The following is an 18,863-nucleotide window of genomic DNA, read 5'->3' as shown; positions in this document are numbered from 1 at the left end:
TCTCAGAACCGGAACCGCGACTGAAATTGAAACTCGCGCATCTGCCCATACGACCGCACAGTCCCAAACGTAGCCGTGCCAAAGCTGCTGCCTACACCCGAATACTGCACCGTGTTAAACGCATTCTTCGCCGTTGCACGAAACTCCCAGCTACGCGTATCGCCCAGTTGCACCGTCTTTGACAGCGACATATCATTCGTCACCGTTCCCGGCCCCACCAGCGGATTGCGCGGCACATTGCCATACGCGCAGTAATCGCCATTCTGCTGCGGCGCGGTAAATGCGTCCGAATTAAACCAGTGCAAGCTCGTCTGCCCACCCGACGTAGGCGAAACACCCGGCACATAATCCGGCCTCAGCGTCCCCGCCGTGCCGCAAGCCAGCGAGTTCCCATGCGCAATGTACGTCAGGTTCAGCGGCGCTCCCGAAGCGAACGTAAAATCGCCCGAAACCGAAAACCCCTCAAAAATATGCGAAGCCGTCCCACTCGTCAGCCACCACTTATCCTTGCCAAACGGCAGCTCAAACAAATACGTCCCCGAAACCTTATGCCTCTGGTCCGCAGTGGAGTTGCTGACCTCCGCCCCCACATCCTGCCAGTTCTGCGCCGTCAGCGACGAAGCAACGCCCCCCACGCCACCCGCATTATCAATCGCGTGCATCCACTGGTAATTCGCACCCAGCGAAACGCCCTTCGACAGCCGCTTATAAGCGCGCACCGTCCCCGCATTCATGTGATAAAAAGCCCCATCCTCCAGGTAATAAAACGGCACGTTATTCGGGTCAGTATCAGGACTCGACGCCGTAGCACGCGGAGCAATCCGAATATCCATGTTCCCGCCCGTCACGCCGTTGTACCCAACATTCAGCACAATCCCCAACGGCAGCGTCTTCTGGATATCCACGTTGTAAGCCTGCGCATGCGGCAGCCTGTAATGCGGATTCACCGCATACGTACCCAGCGCATTCGGAGCAGGAAACCCATTCGCCAGCGAGTAGCAGGGTGTAGCCGTCAAGCAGTTGTTCGTCTGCTCATTCACAAACGGCGGCTGATAAGCAAAGCTCTGCGCAAAGTTCGCATACTCGCCAACCGTGTAATTCACGCCATACCCTGCGCGCACCACCATCTGCTTCACCTTCGGCACGCGCCACGCCACACCCAGCCGCGGAGAAAACGCCACGCGATAAGGCGAAACCAGCGAGTCAGGCAGCGAACCAAAATTCGCGCTCGCCTTCCCCGCCGTCACCTGCCCCACATTCGTAAAGTTCCCATCCGGATTCGTATCCACCATCGCCAGGTGGTTGTACTTCTCCGTATACGGCGCATAAAAGTCATAGCGAATGCCGTAATTCACCGTCAGCCCCGGCCGCATGCGCCAGTCATCCGTCGCATACACATCAAACACGTTGTCGCGCAAATAACTCTTACTAATCGCTGCAGAGATAGAAGTCTGCGCAGGCTCACCCTTCAGAAAATCCGCCAGCGCATCGCCATTAGAAAACGAGCCATCAAAAGTAAACGCCCCCGTAGCATTTCCCTGCCCCAGAAAATCCCGATGCACCCGCCGGTAATCCCCACCAAAACGCAGATTATGCTTGCCGTGAATCCAAGAGAACGTCTCCGTCAACGAAATCGTCTGCGCAATAGAAAACTGCGGCTGCGCCTGCGAAATAAACCCATCAAAGCTGGAGACCGTCACATTCGGCAATCCATAATTCAGTGGGCTGGAATTAATCGCCGCCCCACCCGGCCCAAGAATTCCCAACTGCGAAGCAATATCCGTCTCATCCGTAAAGTAGTTCGTACTGCTGCTGTTCGACCTGTTCCAGCTAGCGTTAAAAATATTCGTGAACCTGTGATATCCCAGCGTGTAACCCACCTGCAGCGACTGCGAATCCGTAGCCGTCTTGCCACCAAGAATCGGCACAATGTTCACGTTATCGCTCGCCGAGTGAGACCAGTTGTAGTTCGCGTTCACGCTCTGCCGCAGCCCCTGGTTCTGCTGTGACCTTCTCCCACCACCGCCGCCACCACGTCCACCCATCCCAAACGGAGTAGCATTCGCCCCAATGCTTCTCATGTAACGCGCACCCAGTTGCGTCGCGTTCGACTGCTGCGTCGTCAGGTAGTGAAAGTTATCCCCGTACGCATTCAGCGGAATATTCGGCAGCGGCACATACTGCAACAGCGCCGTAGCCTGCGGAACCGGCATCACCTTCGTACCGTCGCTAAGATTGCCTGCACGCTCCGCCAGCGTAGGCACATTCGTAAGCTGGTCCGTCGGAGTAGAAGCGCGTGAACCCGACAGCGTAAGGAAAAACGTGTCCTTGCCGCTAGGCTTCGTCAGCCCCGGCAAATACGGCGCGGACATAAACGTAAGCAAAAAACGATTCGATCCACTCGCCGGCTGCCCCTCACCGTTACCCGCCTGGTTGTACGGAATCGCATTCAGAGCCGAGTTGGTCCCAGTCCAGAAAATCGACCCATGCGGCTGTGCTGGATTAAACCCGCGAAAATTCCCGCCAAACCCGCCACGACCACCACGCTCGCCACCCGGTCCGCCGCGGCCTCCAAACCCGCCACCGCCGGGCCCACCAAATCCCCCGCCAAACGCGCCGCCAAAGCCACCACCACCGCCATCAAAGAGCCCCGGCCCGCCACTGAGCACCACGCCGCCGCCTTGCCCCAGGTTGATTCCACCCTGTGCGCGAATCGTCTCAATCGCATCGCGAATGCGGTCCATATCCACGCCCGCAATCGGACTCACCTGCCCGCTCTGCCCCGTAATCGAAACCGAGTCGCTGCTGAAATCCGTATTCCCCGCAATCGAAGGCAGCGCCGCCCCGCCATTCGTAGCCATTCCCCCCGCGCCGCTCTCGGTATCCCCGCTCAGCGAGCTAATCAGGCTAAGGCTCTGCGCGCCATTCCCTGCAAGCTGCCGAATCGCCTGCTGAATCTGCTGCTGCCCCGCCTCCGCCTGCTGCTCTTGCCGTGCCGCACGGCTCGCCAGCGTCAAATCAAAATTCACTGCCTGGTCATGGCTGCTCGTCGCATTAAACAATGCCTCCTGCGACCCCTGCGCAAAAGCCGCAAACTGCGTACGAATTACATAGCGCCCATTCTGCGGAATCGTCATCGACCACGCGCCGGTCACATCCGTAGTCGTCGCATACTTCTTTCCGGTCAGCGTATTCTGCGCCGTCACCGTCACACCCGGCAGCGGAACATTCCCGCTCTTGACCACGCCATGCAGCTTGCCGCCAACCACCGTCGCATCCGCGGCCTGCACCGGAGCCTGCGGCGCAACAGGCGCGGCATTGGGCGCAGCAGGCTCCTGCGCCGAAGCGGAAAACACACATGCGGCAACCACACAAATCCCGAGACACCACTCCTTGGCCAACTGCCGCATTCCATCACCTAAGCTTTCTTCGTCAGTACACAAAGAGACGCTCCAAAGGTCGCAGAGGTTTACCCTCCACAACTCGCGCAAGCGTTAAACTCAATCCATGCAAGCTGAAAAGGCAGGCCGCATTATCCGCATCGAGGAAATTCCTGCCACCGCACCGCCCGCCATCCTCGCCGAAGCGCGTGCGCTGCTGCTCTCCTATGGACAATTTATCGTGAGCCACGAAAACGTGGCAGGCTTCTGCTTCGGCACGCTCGAAAAAGAAGCCGCACGCCTCCCGCTCCCCTACACCGAGCGCAACGGCGGCTGCCTGCTGGCCCGCGTAGACGGCACAGCCGCAGGCCTCGTAGCCTGGCGAGAAATCGCCCCGCAAACCTGGGAAATGAAGCGCATCTGGGTCACCCCCGAAGCCCGCGGCCTCAGCCTCGGCCGTACCCTGACGCAAGCCGTCCTCAACCGCGCCGCAGCCGCAGGCTGCAAAGCCCTCTACCTGGACACAGTCCCATCAGCCATGAGCGACGCCCACCGCCTCTACCTCTCCATGGGCTTCGTCCCCTGCCCTCCCTACAACGACAACCCCGTCCAAAACATTGAGTACCTGGTAAAGAACCTCTAAACCGCACGACTCCCGTAACCAATGGCCCTCCCAATCCCCGCCCTCGCACAAAAATAGCTATCAATAGCAATGTCATCCTGAGCGAAGCCGAAGGATCTGCAGTTGTTCTTGCCGTTGCCTTTTCTCCGTCCCCCTACAAAGCCCCGTGCCCCATCCTTGCGACTTCTCTCTGTCGCAAGGGTGGGATATACCCATACCGCCAGTTCTCCCCGCATCAAGCTCTCCCGTTGCCTGTGGAAAAATCCTGTCAAGCCCCAAACCCGAAAATATTTCCTAACTCATTGATTCCATTAGCCAAAATTCCTAGCCGATTTTGCGCTCAATTATGCGAAATCTGCCACAATAGAATCAGTAGAAAACAGAACGGCCCGATTCCACAGGAATCGGGCCGTTCTGTTTTCCGCTAACTTGCTGACTTACTAAGCGCGAAGCGCTGCTAACTCGCGAATCCCAAAGAAAGGAGTCCCCAATGTACGCATCGGCAGGCACAACCGTCTGTAACCTGACACATGAAACCTGTAAACTGCCCTCTGCACAGTTCCACAGTTCACAAATAAAGATTCTGCACAGTCCCTGTGCAGCCGTCCGTAACCCAAACAAAATAAACAAAGTGCAAAAGCATCCCGCTGTGCGCATACACACGGACGCGTAAGGGAACCGTAAAAGACAGACCGCAGCACCCGGCCCCATCCGGTTGGGGTATCGAAAAATACACCTCCCGACGCCTTGGTTACCTTGCCAGCGGCGCATCCACGTGTTAACTGTTAAGTAAACAATCCGGGAGCTGGCAGACACACCATGCCGGCCACGGCGGAGGAATTAAAAAGCATATGCAGATTGGCACCACGATTCGCGCACATCGCCTGCAAAAAGGGCTCTCGCAGGGAGACATCGAAAAGAAGACTGGCCTCCTCCGCTGCTACCTCTCCCGCGTGGAAAACGGCCACACCGTCCCCTCGCTCGACACGCTCTCCAAAATCGCCACCGCGCTCGACCTGCCCATCGCGCAGTTCTTCAGCGACGAATCCATCGAAAAGAAGATGGCCGCGCCCAAGCTCTCCGACGAGGAGCTCCGCTTCCTCATGCAGGTGCGCCGCTACTCCACCAATCTCAACAAGAGCGACCGCGAAATCCTGTTGACCATGGTCCGCAAGTTCGCCTCATCCTCGCGCTAAACGTCATTGCCTAAGTGGAAGATGGGTTCCACGCCATGCCCACCGCTCAACAGCGCCTGCTCTTCCTGCGCGGATAGCGGCTTGTAGTTCTGAGCCACATCCATCGCCAGCCGGAAATACCGCTCATCCCCCGGCGGAATCGCCGCCGTCACTGGATGCCCCAGCGTCCAGCGTAGTCCCAGCGCAGCCTCATCCGGAAACGCTGCCGGCTGATACCAGCACTTCGGCTGCGGATGATTCTTCTCCTGGTCCGCTGCCCAAACCGTCTTGGCCATGCCCTTCAGCGCCAGGATACCCATCTTCTTCTCCTGCGCCTTCTTCAAAATCTGCGGACCAAAACCCGCCTGCGTAAACAGAACCCAGTTCACCGGAAACAGAATCGTGTCAAAGTTGTAGCGCTCCATCGCCGCCACAGCCGTCTCCGCCGAGTGCACCGAAAACCCGATGTAGCGAATCTTGCCTTCCTTCTTCGCCGCCTCCATCGTCTCCATCGCGCCACCTGGCCCCAACACCTGGTCCAGCTCCTTCATCTTCACCAGCCCATGAAACTGATAGAGATCCAGATGGTCCGTCTTCAGCAGCCGCAGCGACTCCTCCAACTGCTTCCGCGAGTCGTCCTTCAAGCGCCCTTCAGTCTTGCAGGCCAAAAAGCAGTCCTTGCGATAAGGAGCCAGCGCCGGTCCCAGCCGCTCCTGCGCATTGCCATAGCTCGGAGCCACATCAAAGTAATTCACTCCGCGATCCACGGCCTCGGCCACAATATTCGAGGCCTCGCCAGTCTCTTCGTTCATCACCACAATGCCGCCAAAGCCGATGATCGAAAGCTGCTCGCCCGTCTTACCCAGCGTGCGCCGCCCAATCGGGTTGGCCGGCGTCTTGGCATTCGCATGTAATTGGGAAGTCGTAGCAACAGTAGCTGCCGTAATAGCAGCCTGCTTCAAAAAATCTCGGCGTTCCATCTGCGCCTCCATAGCTGGGGTTGGAGTGGACTTGCATTGTGCCCTGCGCTTACACGCGAATTATGCCACAGGTTACGAGGAACAGGAGGCCAGCTGTCACCTTAGCGCGGCAACTGCGCCAGAAAGAACCCAAACAGCACCAGCAGCCCCGTAACAACGCCAATCGCCGCACGCAGCCTCACCGTAAACAAGCTCCGCGGAGAACCAAGCCTCGGAACCATAGGCGCAGCAAACAGCAGCCCGCAAGTCACACCACCCACATGCGCCATGTAATCAATCTGCAGCCCTGCGTGCATCGCCTCAGCCCCATAATTCACAGCAAAAGGAATCACAAGATTGATAGCGGCAAAAGTAATCACAGAGCGCCGCAGCTTCTTCAGCTCATCCGGTGGAACAGGCAACCGCTGACTCTTCAACAGCACAATCAACGCGCCGGCAATCCCAAAGACCGCACCCGAAGCCCCTGCTCCCACAGGAAAAACATTGTCCTGGATCGGCCAGATAAAGTTATGCGCAATCGAAAGCAAGTTCCCCGCCGCACCCGTCAGCAGGTACACCGCAATCACGCCAAACGACCCCATCAGCGGCTCTGCCAGCAACCCAAGATTCCACAAGCACCACATATTTGTGGCGAGGTGCAGAATCCCCACATGCACAAACATGGCCGTAACAATCCGCCACCACTCCCCGCCCAGCAAAACCAGCCCCGCATGGTCCGCCCCCCAGTGCAATAGCTGCTCCGGCTCCGGATTGACAGGACTAACCCCGCGCAGCGTCATCAGCACAAAGACGGCAACATTCAACCCAATCAGAAAATAAGTAGCCGGAGCCGAAGCCCATCCACGCCGAGCCCTGCGCGGCGGCGGAGAAGGTACATAGCCATGCCCATAACCCGCCTGCGGAGGCAGATACTCCGCCCGTGCCTGCGGGTCTTCTGCAAAAGGAGGTGGGGGAGTACTACCCATAGCACCAATGTAAATCAGGGAATCAGGATTCAGGTTTCAGGCGGCAGTTGTATTTTCGCTGCATATGCTTCACTGGGCCTTGCAGCAATCATCCTGACACCTGAAATCTGATCCCTGTCCTGCGGTACTCTGGAATGTACGCTTGCACCCACGCAAGCCGTCATGAAGGAGAAAGTTTTGAGCGCGGAAAAGAAGATTCAGCGGGCCTTGTTGAGTGTTACGGATAAAACCGGCCTTGTAGAGTTCGCCCAGGCACTAGCCAGCTACGGAGTGGAGCTAATCTCCACCGGAGGCACCGCGCGCACCCTGCGCGAAGCCGGCCTCACCGTCAAGGACATCAGCGACCTCACCGGCTTCCCTGAAATGCTCGATGGCCGCGTCAAAACGCTGCACCCCAAAGTGCACGGCGGCCTGCTCTACATCCGCGGCAACGCCGAACACGAAGCCGCCGTCGCCCAGCACGCCATCGCGCCCATCGACATGGTCGTAGTCAATCTCTACGCCTTCGAGAAGACCGCAGCCCAACCCGGCGTAGCCTTCGGCCACCTCATCGAAAACATCGACATCGGCGGCCCCTCCATGGTCCGTTCCGCCGCCAAAAACTTTGAAGACGTAGCCATCGTCACCAGCGTCGCGGATTACCCCACCCTCACCGAGGAACTGAAGTCCAACAACGGCGCACTCAGCCGCGAAACCCGCTGGAAGCTGGCCAAACAAGCCTTCGCCACCACAGCGGCCTATGACACCGCCATAGCCAACACGCTCGACCGCATCCCCGAAGCCCCCGAACCAACAAACCCCGCAGCACCCGACGCCAGCGCCTTCCCAGCCACGCTCCGCATCAACTATCCGCTCGCGCAGTCGCTCCGTTACGGCGAAAACCCGCACCAGCGCGCCGCTCTCTACGCAGACGGCACCGGCCTCGGCGTAGCCGGAGCCAGGCAGCTTCAGGGCAAAGAGCTGAGCTACAACAACCTCGTTGACCTCGACGCCTGCTGGGAACTAGCCCTCGAACTCGGCGGCTCCGACAACTCGGAAATCGGCGTAGCCATCATCAAGCACACCAACCCCTGCGGAGCAGCCACCGGCGCCTCCGTCCTTGAGGCCTACCAGAAGGCCCTCTCCGCCGACCCCATCTCCGCATTCGGCGGCGTCATCGGCATCAACCGCATCGTGGACGGCCCCGCCGCTGAAGAGATCGCCAAGCTCTTCGTAGAAGCGATCGCCGCCCCCGGCTTCACGGAAGAAGCCAAGGAACGCTTCGCCGCCAAGAAAAACCTCCGCATCGTGGAAATCACCGCGGCCACACCCAAGCCCGTAGTCAAAAACGTCTCCGGCGGCCTCTTGCTGCAAGACGCCGACACCGGCAACATCACCGCCGCCGAGCTGAAAATCGTCACCAAGCGCCAGCCCACCGAAGAAGAGTTGCGCAGCCTCCTCTTCGCATGGCGCGTCTGCAAGCACGTCAAGTCCAACGCCATCGTCTACGCCCGTGACGGCCAAACCGTCGGTGTTGGAGCAGGCCAGATGAGCCGCGTAGACGCCGCCAAATTCGGCGCGCAGAAAGCTGTCCTCCCGCTCAAGGGAACCGTCGCCGCATCCGATGCCTTCTTCCCCTTCCCCGACGGCCTAGAAACCGTAGTGGAAGCCGGAGCCACAGCCGTAATTCAACCCGGAGGCTCCGTCAAAGACGCGGACGTCATCGCCGCCGCCGACCGTCTCGGCATCGCGATGGTCTTCACCGGCATCCGCCACTTCCGCCATTGATTCTGCGGCATTTCCTTACATATCCCTCATACACCGTGCGGAAATCCTTCCGCACGGTGTATCCGTCTGCACCCAATCACGCGTACAATCGTCTGAAAGCATAGGAGTCCGCCTCCTCCAGCTCTTCGGTGGCGAACACCACAATGCACCGCGCTAGAGGCATGGATTCCCTTTCGTGATGATGAATACCCAGCACCGTTTGCCACTTCTTGGCATAGCTTTTGCAGCATCTGCAATAGCCATGCCGCTGGCCTTGGGCGCGCAAGCCCCATCCGCAGCCCAGCCTGCCACAACCACTCCGGCTCAATCCGCGCCCGCGCAAAACGCGCGTTCCCAGGCTTACTTCCACGCCGCCATGGCTGGCGTCTATGAAGATCAGGCCATGAATACCGGCAAGCCTGAGTTTGTGCAGCACGCCATTGAGGAGTACAAGGCGGCCATCAACGCCGATCCCAACTCGCCTCAGCTTTACAGCGGACTCGCCGACCTCTACTTCCGCACCGGCCACGCGCATGAAGCCGAAACCACAGTCCGCGAGCTACTCAAAAACTCGCCCGACAACCTCGACGCACACAAGCTTCTCGGCCACATCTATCTGCGCCAGCTCGGTGAGCAGCAGAACGCCGGCTCCGGCCAGCAGCCCTCCGGCAACACCATCGATCAGGCCATCGCCGAATACGAAAAGCTGGTCTCGCTCGACCAATCCAGCGTAGAGAACCACATGGTTCTCGGCCAGCTTTACCTCGTCAAGCACCAGCAGGCCAAGGCGGAAGCGCAGTTCCAAATCGCGCGTAAGCTCGACCCTGAATCCGAAGAAGTCATCCTCAACCTTGCCCGTGTCTACGCCGAGAACAACAACCTCGATCAGACCGTTAAGATTCTCGAATCCGTGCCTGAGCAGGACCGCACCCCGCGCATGGAGTTCACGCTGGGCGCAACCTACGATCAGCTCAAGCGCCCCAAGGACGCCATTGCCGCCTACAAGCGCGCCAATGACATGCAGCCCGGTGACCCGCAGACGCTCAGCGCGCTGGCCCAGGCGCTTCTCACCGACAACCAGTTCGACGAAGCCCTCAAGCAATACAAAGACCTCGCCGCAGCCGATCCTGAAAACAGTGACGCGCTCGTCAACATCTCGGAAATTCTCCGCCGTCAGGGTAAATACGAAGAAGCCCTCATCAACATCCGCAAGGCCCGCAAAATCGCACCCGACGATTTGAAAGCCGGCTACGACGAAGGCCTGCTGCTCGACGTGCTCGGCCGTTATGACGAATCCGCAGCCGTCTTCAGCCACATGGTGGACCTGACCTCGCACGCCAACGGCGCCTACACCGCGGACGAGAAGACCAACCGTGGCATCTTCCTTGAGCGCCTTGCCGCCGTCTACCACGAACAGGGCAAAACCGACCAGGCCGCCGCCACTTACCAGAAGATGATCGACATGGGCGGCGACGCCGCCATTCGCGGCTATCAGGGCCAGATCGACACCTACCGCGAAGCCAAGCAGTATGACAAGTCCGTGGACGCCGCGCACGCAGCCGTTGCCGCCAATCCCAAGAACCGCGACCTCAAGCTTGCGCTGGCCGACGTGCTCGTTGATGCAGGCAAAGGCGATGAAGCCGTTACCACCGCCAAAAGCACGTTAAGCAACACGCCCGACGACCGTGCCGTATGGCTCGAAATCACGCAGATCAACAGCCGCCTGCGCCGCTGGAAAGACGCCGAAGATGCCGTCAGCAAGGCCGATGCGCTTGCAACCAAGAAAGAAGAGCGCGTCAACGTGCTCTTCCTCAAAGGCGAGCTGGCCGACAAGCAGAAACATACCGAACAGGCCGAGAGCTACTTCAAGCAGGTGCTCGACCTCGACCCCAACAACTCGCTCACACTCAACTATCTCGGCTACATGCTGGCAGACAAGGGCATCCGCATCCCCGAGGCCATCAAGTACATCCGCAAAGCCGTCGAGCTCGAACCAACCAACGGCGCATATCTCGATTCGCTCGGCTGGGCCTACTTCAAGCAAGGCGAGTACGAGCTTGCAGAATCCAATCTCCGCCAGGCCGTGGACCGCACGCAGACCGACCCCACCGTGCATGACCACCTCGGCGACCTCTACGAAAAGACTGGCCGCATCCGCCTTGCAGCCGCGCAGTGGGAGATTTCTCTGGCTGAATACGCCAAGTCCACCGCAGTCGATATCGAACCCGGCGACGTAGCCAAGGTCCAGAAGAAGCTGGAAACCGCCCACGTCAAGCTTGCCAAACAGGAAAACACCGACAAGCCATAGTCATCAGCACATCCGTTCCAACAATGGCCCGCGCCCATCAACGCGGGCCATTGCTTTTGCTGCATCCTGTACCCCGCACCCTGTACCCTGTACGTATGAGCGCCGCAACAGAACAGGGCATCACTCTTCCCGCTGCAATCGCTGTTCCCACCGACGGTCCTCTCACCCAGCGCACATTCCCCGAGCCGCCGCATCCCTACCGCTCCGCCTTCACCCGCGACGGAGCCCGCGTCCTCCACGCCCGCGCCTTCCGCCGCCTTGCAGGCAAAACGCAGGTCTTCACGCAGGCCCCCGGCACGCGCCCCCTGAAAGACATATCCAGCGACCACTTCCGCAGCCGCCTCACCCACACGCTGGAAGTCGCACAAATCTCCCGCACCATGGCCATCGCGCTCGGCCTCAACGTCGAGCTGGCAGAAACCCTAGCCCTCGTCCACGACATCGGCCACCCGCCGTTCGGCCACGTCGGCGAGCGCGCCCTTGACGAAGCCCTCAAGCCCTACGGTCTCCGCTTCGACCACAACCTGCACGCCCTGCGCATCGTCACCTGGTTCGAAGAGCGTTACCCCGCCTTCCGCGGCCTCAACCTCACCCTCGCCGTCCGCGAAGGCATCATCAAGCACTCCCGCGACTACTCCGCCGCCGCATATCCCGAGCTATCCGAATACTTCCTCGACCAGCTCCCCCCGCTCGAAGCCCAGCTCATCGATCTCGCCGACGAAATCGCCTACCTCACCGCCGACATTGAAGACGGTCTTGACTCCGGCATCCTCCGCATCGAATCCGTCCTGCTCCACGTCCCGCTCTTCCGTGAGTTCCACGCCGCTGCCCGCAACCAGTTCCCCACTGCAACCGCCCGCGTTCTCGCCGGCGAAGCCACCCGCCGCATGCTCAACGCCCTCGTGACGGATCTGCTGGGCGAACTCCGCCGCCGCGTCGATGCCAACAAAATCAGCACGCTACAAGACGTGCGCAAAACCCCGCAACGCGTCGCCGCCTTCAGCCCATCCATGGAATCCGAGCGCGCCGCCACCAAGCGTTTCCTCTACGAAAACCTCTACAACTCGCCAAATCTGGAAGCATCCCGTGCCCACTCTGCCACAGTCGTAGAAAAACTCTTCGCACAATTCGCCACCAACCCTGACTCTCTCCCTGAAGACCACCGCGAGCAAATCGAATCGCAAGGCCTAGCCCGCACCGTCACCGACTACATCGCAGGCATGACCGACACCTTCATCGAGCAGGTATGGGTGCGCATGGAGTCGGGTGGTTCACAGGTTTTGAGCAGCCGTGTGTGATGCGCACAGTGGGGGTTCTTTTCCATATCTTTGTTTTGTGTGGGTTACGGGCAATTGCACAGTGGCTGTGGAGAATCTTTATTCTTGATCTATGAAACTGTGTACAAGGTAGGGGATAGGGTATGGGGTTTAGGGTACAGGAGATTGTGCCTGCCGTTACGTGCATAGGATTCTCCTTTCTTTTGTGTTAGCAAGTTAGCAGCGCTTCGCGCTTAGCGAGTTAGCGAAAAAACAGAACGGCCCGATTCCTTGGGAACCGGGCCGTTTCCTGCTGCTGATTCTATTGTGGCAGGTTTCGCATAATTGAGCGCAAACTGGTTGAAGATTTTTGCTTAATAAAATCAATGAGTTAGAAAATATTTTCCGGGTTGGGGCTTGACATGGGTTTTCCACAGGCTCGGGGTGGGAGCCTACTGCACCAGCCCCTGCGGTCTTATCCTACGCAAATCCAACGCGCACTCGACGGCATTCTGCGCATAAAGCCGCAAATTGTCGCTGGCCGTCCACAGCAGGAACCGCGAAGCCTGTGCCGGGTTGCGCCCCTCAATCACCGGACGCAGCCGCACCAGCACGTCATTCTGCCCCGTAGCGGCCAGGTTTGACGGCGAATCCGTATCTTCCAGCACCAGGTCCACGTGGTCACCGCCCAGAGCCTCTTCCACCGCCGCGATGTCCGCAGGCTTATCCAGCTCCACGGCAATTGAGAACGTATGCCCATGGAAAACCGGAGCCGCAATCACCTGCAACGCCAGCGCAGGCCAGCGTCCTCCGCCCAGGGCCACATAATCGCGCTGAATCCGCGTCTCCAGCTTCGTCAGGCTTGCCTGTGCACTCTCGCCAAACCCGCACAGCAGGTTGTAAGCCGCCTGCGCGTCATAAATCGCCCTTGGCAAGCTCTGAAAGCTCAGCAGGTTCACCGTCTGCTGGTGCAACTCATCCATCGCGCCGCGGCCAAACTCGCTCGCCGGAGCCAGCATGGTTGCCGCCACCGAGCGCACCGCCGCAATCTTCGTAATCTTGCTGACCAGCAGCCCCAAAGCCAGCGCCGCCGGATGCGCCGGAATTACCGCCTTCGTCAGCAAATCCGCGCCGCCCGCATCCGCCGCAACCCACGGCGCGCGCACCAGCACCTCGGCCTCGCCCTCAAGCGCGCCGGAAAGATCCAGAACCGTGGAGCCCGCGCTCACGGCGTTCTGCCAGTGGCGGTGCGTCAGTTCTTCCGAGCCGGTAAAGAATGTGAAGTCCGCCTTCTCAAAAGAGTCCGGCTCCACGGCCTGAACAAACGTCACCTCATCGCCAATCTGGTCAAGCTGCCCCTGTCCCTTCCCATCGTCCAGCAGCGTCACATGCGCCGCAGCCAGCGGCGAGTCTTCAAGAGCTTCCTTCAGTTCCTTACCCAGCAGCGTGGAAGCGCCGGCAATCGCAATTTTGTACACAGGCCATTCCTTATCCGTAAATTTCGGATTTTCCATTATCCGTTGAATTGGTGTGATTTTGAGTGAATATTACGAGTGCAGCGTCCCAGTCAGAGAGTCCGCATCATGCGAGCCAGACCCGGCATTCGCATTGCGCTGTTTTCGCCGCCGCTGCCACGAATACGCCGCACGCGCCCACAGCCCTGAGAACAGGTACGCCATTGCGCACGCAAACAGCACGCCTCCCGAGAAGCGTACCAGCAGAAAAATTGCCACCGCCAGCAGCAGCAGAAGCTGGAACGGATGGCTACGCGAAAAGTTGATTTCCTTGCCGCTCCAGAAGCGCCATGTGCTCACCATCAGCAGCCCGCATGCACCGACCAGACCAAGCCAGAGAATCGCAACCCACCACGCCTCATTCGGGTAAGCACTGGACACGTGAATCGTCGCAGCCAGCGTGAAGGCCGCTGCCGGAATCGGCATGCCCACAAAATACTTGCGCCCCGGACGGCCCGGATTCCGTGGCTGCGCGTCTGGGCTGATGTTGAACCGCGCCAGCCGCGAGACTCCGCCAATCAGGTACACAAAGCAGATGAATCCGCCTGCCCAGATTAAGTCCTGGCGCAAGTCGGGCCGCCACTCCGGCCGTATCGAATCCGGCAGGAAGAATACACCCCAGATATAAGCCAGCAAGCTCGGCGCCATGCCGAAGGTAATTGCGTCCGCCAGCGAATCCAGCTCCTTGCCGAACTCGCTCGTCGTATTCGTCATGCGGGCAATGCGCCCATCCAGCGCGTCAAACGGAATCGCCAGCATAATTGCGATTGCCGCGTGATCGAGATGCATCTGCGCTTCGCCGCGCGAAACAATCGCCGCAATGGTCTCCATGATGGCGTAGTAACCCGCACCAATGTTGCCCATGGTGAACAACGAAGGCAGCAGGTACATGCCGCGCCGCAGCCTTGCCCTGTCTAATGCGGAATTGCGCTCACGCCCTGGCATTAGCGCCCACTCTCCAGAGGCTTGGCCGTGGCCATAATCGCCAGCACGCTTGCGCCGCCGCGCACCCGCTGGCCCTTTTTCACCTGCAGCTCAGCTTCAGCGGGCACCACCACATCTACACGCGAGCCAAACTTGATAAGCCCTACGCGCTGCCCGCGCTCCACGCGGTCACCCTGCTTGTAGTCGAAAACAATGCGCCGCGCCAGCAATCCGGCAATCTGCTTGAAGGTAACCTCAATGCCCCCGCCGCTTACCGTCACAATATTCTGCTCGTTCTGGTCCGCGCTGGCCGGGTTCATGGCGTTCAGGTACTTGCCCTTCTGGTAACGCACTTCACTCAGCACACCCGCAATCGGCGAGCGGTTGACGTGCACATCAAACACGCTGAGAAAGATGCTGATGCGCTGCTTCTCGCCCTCCGGCGTCTGGATGCGGATCGTCTCTGTCACCAGCCCGTCGCCGGGAGAAACAATCGCGCCATCCGTGGTGGGAATCGTCCGCTCAGGATCACGGAAAAACCACAGAAAAAACGCGGCCAACAGTACAGGCACAACTCCCCATGCCCACACGCCCGTAAGCCACACAGCCACCGCGGCAACCGCCAGCAGCCCTAACCCGTACAAGTAACCGTCGCGAACCATTATCCCAACGATTATACGGGGATACGGATTTCGGCGCTCGACAGGCGCACACATCGTCCATAGGACCGCCGCCCGCCTCGCACCGCCATTCGTCGCAAAACAAAAGCGCCTAAGCCGCGACTACGGCCTGGCGCTGCTGTATCGAGTAAATCAAATCTTTTGCGTGGAGTTTCAACTTCTTCAGGCGAACCTCTTCCAGTTGCTCTTCTTCCGAGAGGTACGGCTTCTGAATCAGTTCTTCCAACCGCTGCGTGTAGCGGTTGTGTTCGGCTTTGAGGCGGGTCAGTTCTTCGCTCAGCGATTCCTGAACTTCATCCATCGGGGTCCTCCTCACGTTACAGACCCATTACATATAGCTCCGCCACGCAGCCGCCTGCAAGCGGGAAAGATAGGCGAAGAGCAGAAAATCTGTGGATTTTGCCCCGGTGAACGCCGCTAAGTGACGCGAATCACTCGCCAAGCGCCCTGTTGGAAACTTTTGCCGCCTTTGGACCGTTGCTGAAAGCCATTTCGTCCTTACGAAAGCTGCTTACGCAACAACAACGCATCCTCTACCGGATTCGAGTAATACGCTTTCCGCCTGCCCGCTTCCTCAAACCCAAGCGCCCGGTAAAGCCCCAGCGCGGCTTCATTCGAGGCCCGCACCTCCAGCAGCACTTCCTCAACGCCAGCCGTTGCAAGCTCACCCGTCAGAGCCTCAAACAACCGCCGTGCCACTCCCTGCCGCTGAAACCGTGGCGCAACCGCAATCGACTCCAGCTCCGCCTGCGGAGCAATCACGGAAGCTACCGCAAATCCCGCCATCCCCTCCGCCGCCTCCGCAATCACAGCAACACCCGCCGCAATCACGGACAGATACGCCTCAGCCTTCCAGTGCGGGGCCGTAGAAAGCCCCGCGGCCAACTCCGCAGCCGCTTCCACATCCGCCGCCAGCATCCGCCGAACCCGCACGCTCATACCTTCTGCGCAGCCTCACCAAGATGAATCTCCGCATCCGAACGCCGCAGGTAATTCCCATCCAGCAGCGCCAGCTCTGCAAAATCCTTCGCCAGAATGCGCGGCACAGCCAGCGTCAAAGCATCGGCCGCCGTCGGAGCATCCACCCGCACCAGTTCCACCCCCGGCCACGCCGCCGCAAGCACCTTCACCGCAGCCTCATCGCAAACGGCCACAGGCGCAGGCTCACCAATCGCCGCCAGTTTCGCCGCACCAGCCAGCATCTCCCGCCCATCCACGCGAAGAAAAACCTCGTTGCGATGCGCGTCGAGCGCCGCCATACTCACACCGGCTTTCTCCGCCAGCACTTCCAGCCGCGAAACCGCCGCCACAGGCACACCACTCCCGCCAGCCAGCCCCTTCACCGCACTAAGCCCGATGCGAACCCCCGTAAAGCTCCCCGGCCCGTTGACCGCGACCATGCAGCCCACCTGACGCAGCTTTACGCCATGCGCCGCCAGCAGCTCTGCAACCACCGCCACCAGCCGCTCCGAATAGCTTTTGCCATCCAGCTCCGTCTGGCCAAGAATCTCCACCGAGGAGCCCGAAAGCCGCCCCAGCGCCACCGATCCCGAAGACCCGCACGTATCAATTCCCAGCAGCAGTAACGAGTTGTACTCAGCATCCGTCATAACTCACCAGAATGACACACCGAAGGGCCTCGCCCTTCTTATAGTCTGGTAGAAGCTCACACCTTAAAGGAGCAGTTTTGGCCGCCACGGCGACAGCACCAGCCCCCTCGTTTCACGATATCTGGCGGCCTCGCGCCAATCCTTGGGCCATTGCGCTCACTGTCACACTAGCCACCTTCATGGAAGCCCTCGACAGCTCCATTGCCAACGTGGCCATGCAGCACATCGCAGGCACGCTTTCGGCCAGCCAGGACGAAGCAACCTGGGTGCTGACCAGCTACCTTGTCGCCAACGCCATGGTGCTGCCCATCTCCGGCTGGATAGCCAACCGCATTGGGCGCAAGCGCTTCTACATGAGCTGCGTCTTCTTCTTCACGCTCTGCTCTTTTCTGTGCGGTATTGCGCCTACACTTGGCGCGCTGGTCTTCTGCCGCATTCTGCAGGGCGCCGCTGGTGGCGGCCTCCAGCCCAGTGAGCAAGCCATTCTCGCCGACACCTTCCCACCGGAAAAACGCTCCATGGCATTTGCAATGTACGGTGTCGCCGTCGTCATGGCTCCTGCTATCGGTCCCACCGTCGGCGGCTGGATTATCGACAATTACAGTTGGCGCTGGATCTTCTTCCTGAACATCCCCGTCGGCATTCTGTCACTGTTCCTCTCCAACCGTCTGGTGGAAGACCCGCCGTATCTCGCCGAAAGCCGCAAGCGCAAAGAAGGCGTCGATTACTGGGGCCTCGGCCTGCTGGTCGTCGCCATCGGAGCGCTGCAAATCCTGCTCGACAAGGGACAGGAAGACGACTGGTTCAGCTCCAACCTCATCCTCACCTGCGCCGTCATCTCCGCCATCGGCCTCACCCTCTTTATCTGGCGCGAGCTGGTGATCGAACACCCCATCCTCGACCTGCGATTATTCGCCCGAAGAAACACCGCGATGAGCCAGTTCGTGCTCTTCATGGTGGGCGTAGCACTTTATTCCACAACCGTGCTCATTCCGCAGTTCCTGCAGGAAATCATGGGCTACACCGCTCGCCAATCCGGCACCGCCATCGCCAGCGGAGCCATCGTGCTCATGCTGCTCTTCCCGCTCGCTGGCCGATTCGCGCCAAAGTTCGACCCGCGTGTACTCGTCTCCATCGGCTTCTTCATCACCGCGCTCGGCATGCTCCGCATGACGCAACTCACGCTCAACGTCAGCTTTATGCTTGCCGTAAGCTGGCGCGCCGGCATCGCGCTTGGCCTGCCGTTCTTGTTCATCCCCATCAACACGCTCAACTACGCCGGAATCCCGCAGCACAAAAACAACGAAATCAGCGGCCTCTCGGCGCTCTCGCGTAATCTAGGCGGCTCCGTCGGCATCAGCTTCATCACCACGTATCTCGCACGAAGCACGCAGCGGCATCTCGCTATGCTCAACCAGCACACCGCCCCCGGCGATCCCATCTTCGAGCGCGCCCGCGCCGCCATGGCCGCCACATGGGCCAACCGAGGCTTCCACGGCCCCGACGCCATGCAGCACGCTGGCGCGCAAATCTACAACATCGCCCAGGTGCAGGCCCGACTGCTCTCTTATGTCGATGTCGTCTGGATTATGGTCGTAATCCTGCTGCTGCTCGTACCGCTGCCTTTCCTCATGCAGCGCCCAAAGAAAACCGGCGCCGTCAGCATGGGCCACTAAACAACAAAGCCCTGCCGCAATGGCAGG

General features: G+C 59.7%; 15 protein-coding genes. 6 read left to right on the top strand and 9 right to left on the bottom strand.

The annotated features are described in order from the left end of the window. Nucleotides 1-2: 2 nt before the first annotated feature. Complete coding sequence (locus AC5S3R_RS06630; protein ID WP_494266228.1) at nucleotides 3-3,410, bottom strand: outer membrane beta-barrel protein; 3,408 nt, start codon at nucleotides 3,408-3,410, stop codon at nucleotides 3-5. 97 nt (nucleotides 3,411-3,507) lie between these two features. Between AC5S3R_RS06630 and AC5S3R_RS06625 the strand changes: the two genes are divergently transcribed. Together AC5S3R_RS06625 and AC5S3R_RS06620 are read left to right on the top strand one after the other, a co-directional pair. Beyond that, entirely contained in the window at nucleotides 3,508-4,023 is a 516-nt protein-coding gene (locus AC5S3R_RS06625) for a GNAT family N-acetyltransferase (protein ID WP_494266227.1), read from the top strand. An 830-nt stretch (nucleotides 4,024-4,853) separates the two neighbouring features. Continuing rightward, nucleotides 4,854-5,198, top strand: coding sequence for a helix-turn-helix domain-containing protein (locus tag AC5S3R_RS06620; RefSeq protein ID WP_494266226.1), 345 nt, complete (start codon nucleotides 4,854-4,856; stop codon nucleotides 5,196-5,198). Here the strand turns inward: AC5S3R_RS06620 and AC5S3R_RS06615 are convergent. Both AC5S3R_RS06615 and AC5S3R_RS06610 read right to left on the bottom strand, forming a co-directional pair. Beyond that, nucleotides 5,195-6,157, bottom strand: a complete 963-nt coding sequence (locus AC5S3R_RS06615) for an aldo/keto reductase (protein WP_494266225.1) — start codon at nucleotides 6,155-6,157, stop codon at nucleotides 5,195-5,197. The genes AC5S3R_RS06620 and AC5S3R_RS06615 overlap by 4 nt on opposite strands. 101 nt (nucleotides 6,158-6,258) lie before the next feature. Then, on the bottom strand, nucleotides 6,259-7,122 hold the full coding sequence (locus AC5S3R_RS06610; protein WP_494266224.1) for a rhomboid family intramembrane serine protease: 864 nt from the start codon (nucleotides 7,120-7,122) through the stop codon (nucleotides 6,259-6,261). A gap of 162 nt (nucleotides 7,123-7,284) precedes the next feature. Between AC5S3R_RS06610 and purH the strand changes: the two genes are divergently transcribed. The 3 genes from purH to dgt all read left to right on the top strand — a co-directional run bounded on the left by purH (nucleotide 7,285) and on the right by dgt (nucleotide 12,474). Continuing rightward, nucleotides 7,285-8,889, top strand: a complete 1,605-nt coding sequence (gene purH / locus AC5S3R_RS06605; RefSeq protein WP_494266223.1) for a bifunctional phosphoribosylaminoimidazolecarboxamide formyltransferase/IMP cyclohydrolase — start codon at nucleotides 7,285-7,287, stop codon at nucleotides 8,887-8,889. A 241-nt stretch (nucleotides 8,890-9,130) separates the two neighbouring features. Then, complete coding sequence (locus AC5S3R_RS06600; RefSeq protein WP_494266222.1) at nucleotides 9,131-11,176, top strand: tetratricopeptide repeat protein; 2,046 nt, start codon at nucleotides 9,131-9,133, stop codon at nucleotides 11,174-11,176. A gap of 95 nt (nucleotides 11,177-11,271) precedes the next feature. Further along, entirely contained in the window at nucleotides 11,272-12,474 is a 1,203-nt protein-coding gene (dgt, locus tag AC5S3R_RS06595) for a dGTP triphosphohydrolase (protein WP_494266221.1), read from the top strand. A 410-nt stretch (nucleotides 12,475-12,884) separates the two neighbouring features. Here the strand turns inward: dgt and AC5S3R_RS06590 are convergent, their stop codons facing one another. From AC5S3R_RS06590 to tsaB, 6 genes are all read right to left on the bottom strand, one after another. Further along, entirely contained in the window at nucleotides 12,885-13,946 is a 1,062-nt protein-coding gene (locus AC5S3R_RS06590; protein WP_494266220.1) for an Asd/ArgC dimerization domain-containing protein, read from the bottom strand. Nucleotides 13,947-13,979: 33 nt separating this feature from the next. Beyond that, nucleotides 13,980-14,891, bottom strand: coding sequence for a CDP-alcohol phosphatidyltransferase family protein (locus AC5S3R_RS06585; protein ID WP_494266219.1), 912 nt, complete (start codon nucleotides 14,889-14,891; stop codon nucleotides 13,980-13,982). Then, nucleotides 14,891-15,532, bottom strand: coding sequence for a phosphatidylserine decarboxylase (locus AC5S3R_RS06580; protein WP_494266218.1), 642 nt, complete (start codon nucleotides 15,530-15,532; stop codon nucleotides 14,891-14,893). Before AC5S3R_RS06580 ends, AC5S3R_RS06585 begins: the two co-directional genes overlap by 1 nt. A 109-nt stretch (nucleotides 15,533-15,641) precedes the next feature. Then, complete coding sequence (locus tag AC5S3R_RS06575) at nucleotides 15,642-15,851, bottom strand: DUF465 domain-containing protein (RefSeq protein ID WP_494266217.1); 210 nt, start codon at nucleotides 15,849-15,851, stop codon at nucleotides 15,642-15,644. A gap of 197 nt (nucleotides 15,852-16,048) precedes the next feature. After that, complete coding sequence (gene rimI, locus AC5S3R_RS06570; RefSeq protein ID WP_494266216.1) at nucleotides 16,049-16,489, bottom strand: ribosomal protein S18-alanine N-acetyltransferase; 441 nt, start codon at nucleotides 16,487-16,489, stop codon at nucleotides 16,049-16,051. After that, nucleotides 16,486-17,160: a tRNA (adenosine(37)-N6)-threonylcarbamoyltransferase complex dimerization subunit type 1 TsaB gene (tsaB, locus tag AC5S3R_RS06565; protein ID WP_494266215.1), complete on the bottom strand. Its 675-nt coding sequence runs from the start codon at nucleotides 17,158-17,160 to the stop codon at nucleotides 16,486-16,488. The genes rimI and tsaB overlap by 4 nt, the downstream gene beginning before the upstream one ends. Nucleotides 17,161-17,237: 77 nt before the next feature. Between tsaB and AC5S3R_RS06560 the strand changes: the two genes are divergently transcribed. Next, a complete protein-coding gene (locus tag AC5S3R_RS06560; RefSeq protein ID WP_494266214.1) occupies nucleotides 17,238-18,836 on the top strand; it encodes a DHA2 family efflux MFS transporter permease subunit in 1,599 nt (532 codons plus the stop codon). Nucleotides 18,837-18,863: the final 27 nt, after the last annotated feature.

Source organism: Occallatibacter sp. FHG110214_02 (assembly GCF_059115385.1).
This window is presented reverse-complemented; position numbering and strand designations above follow the sequence as displayed.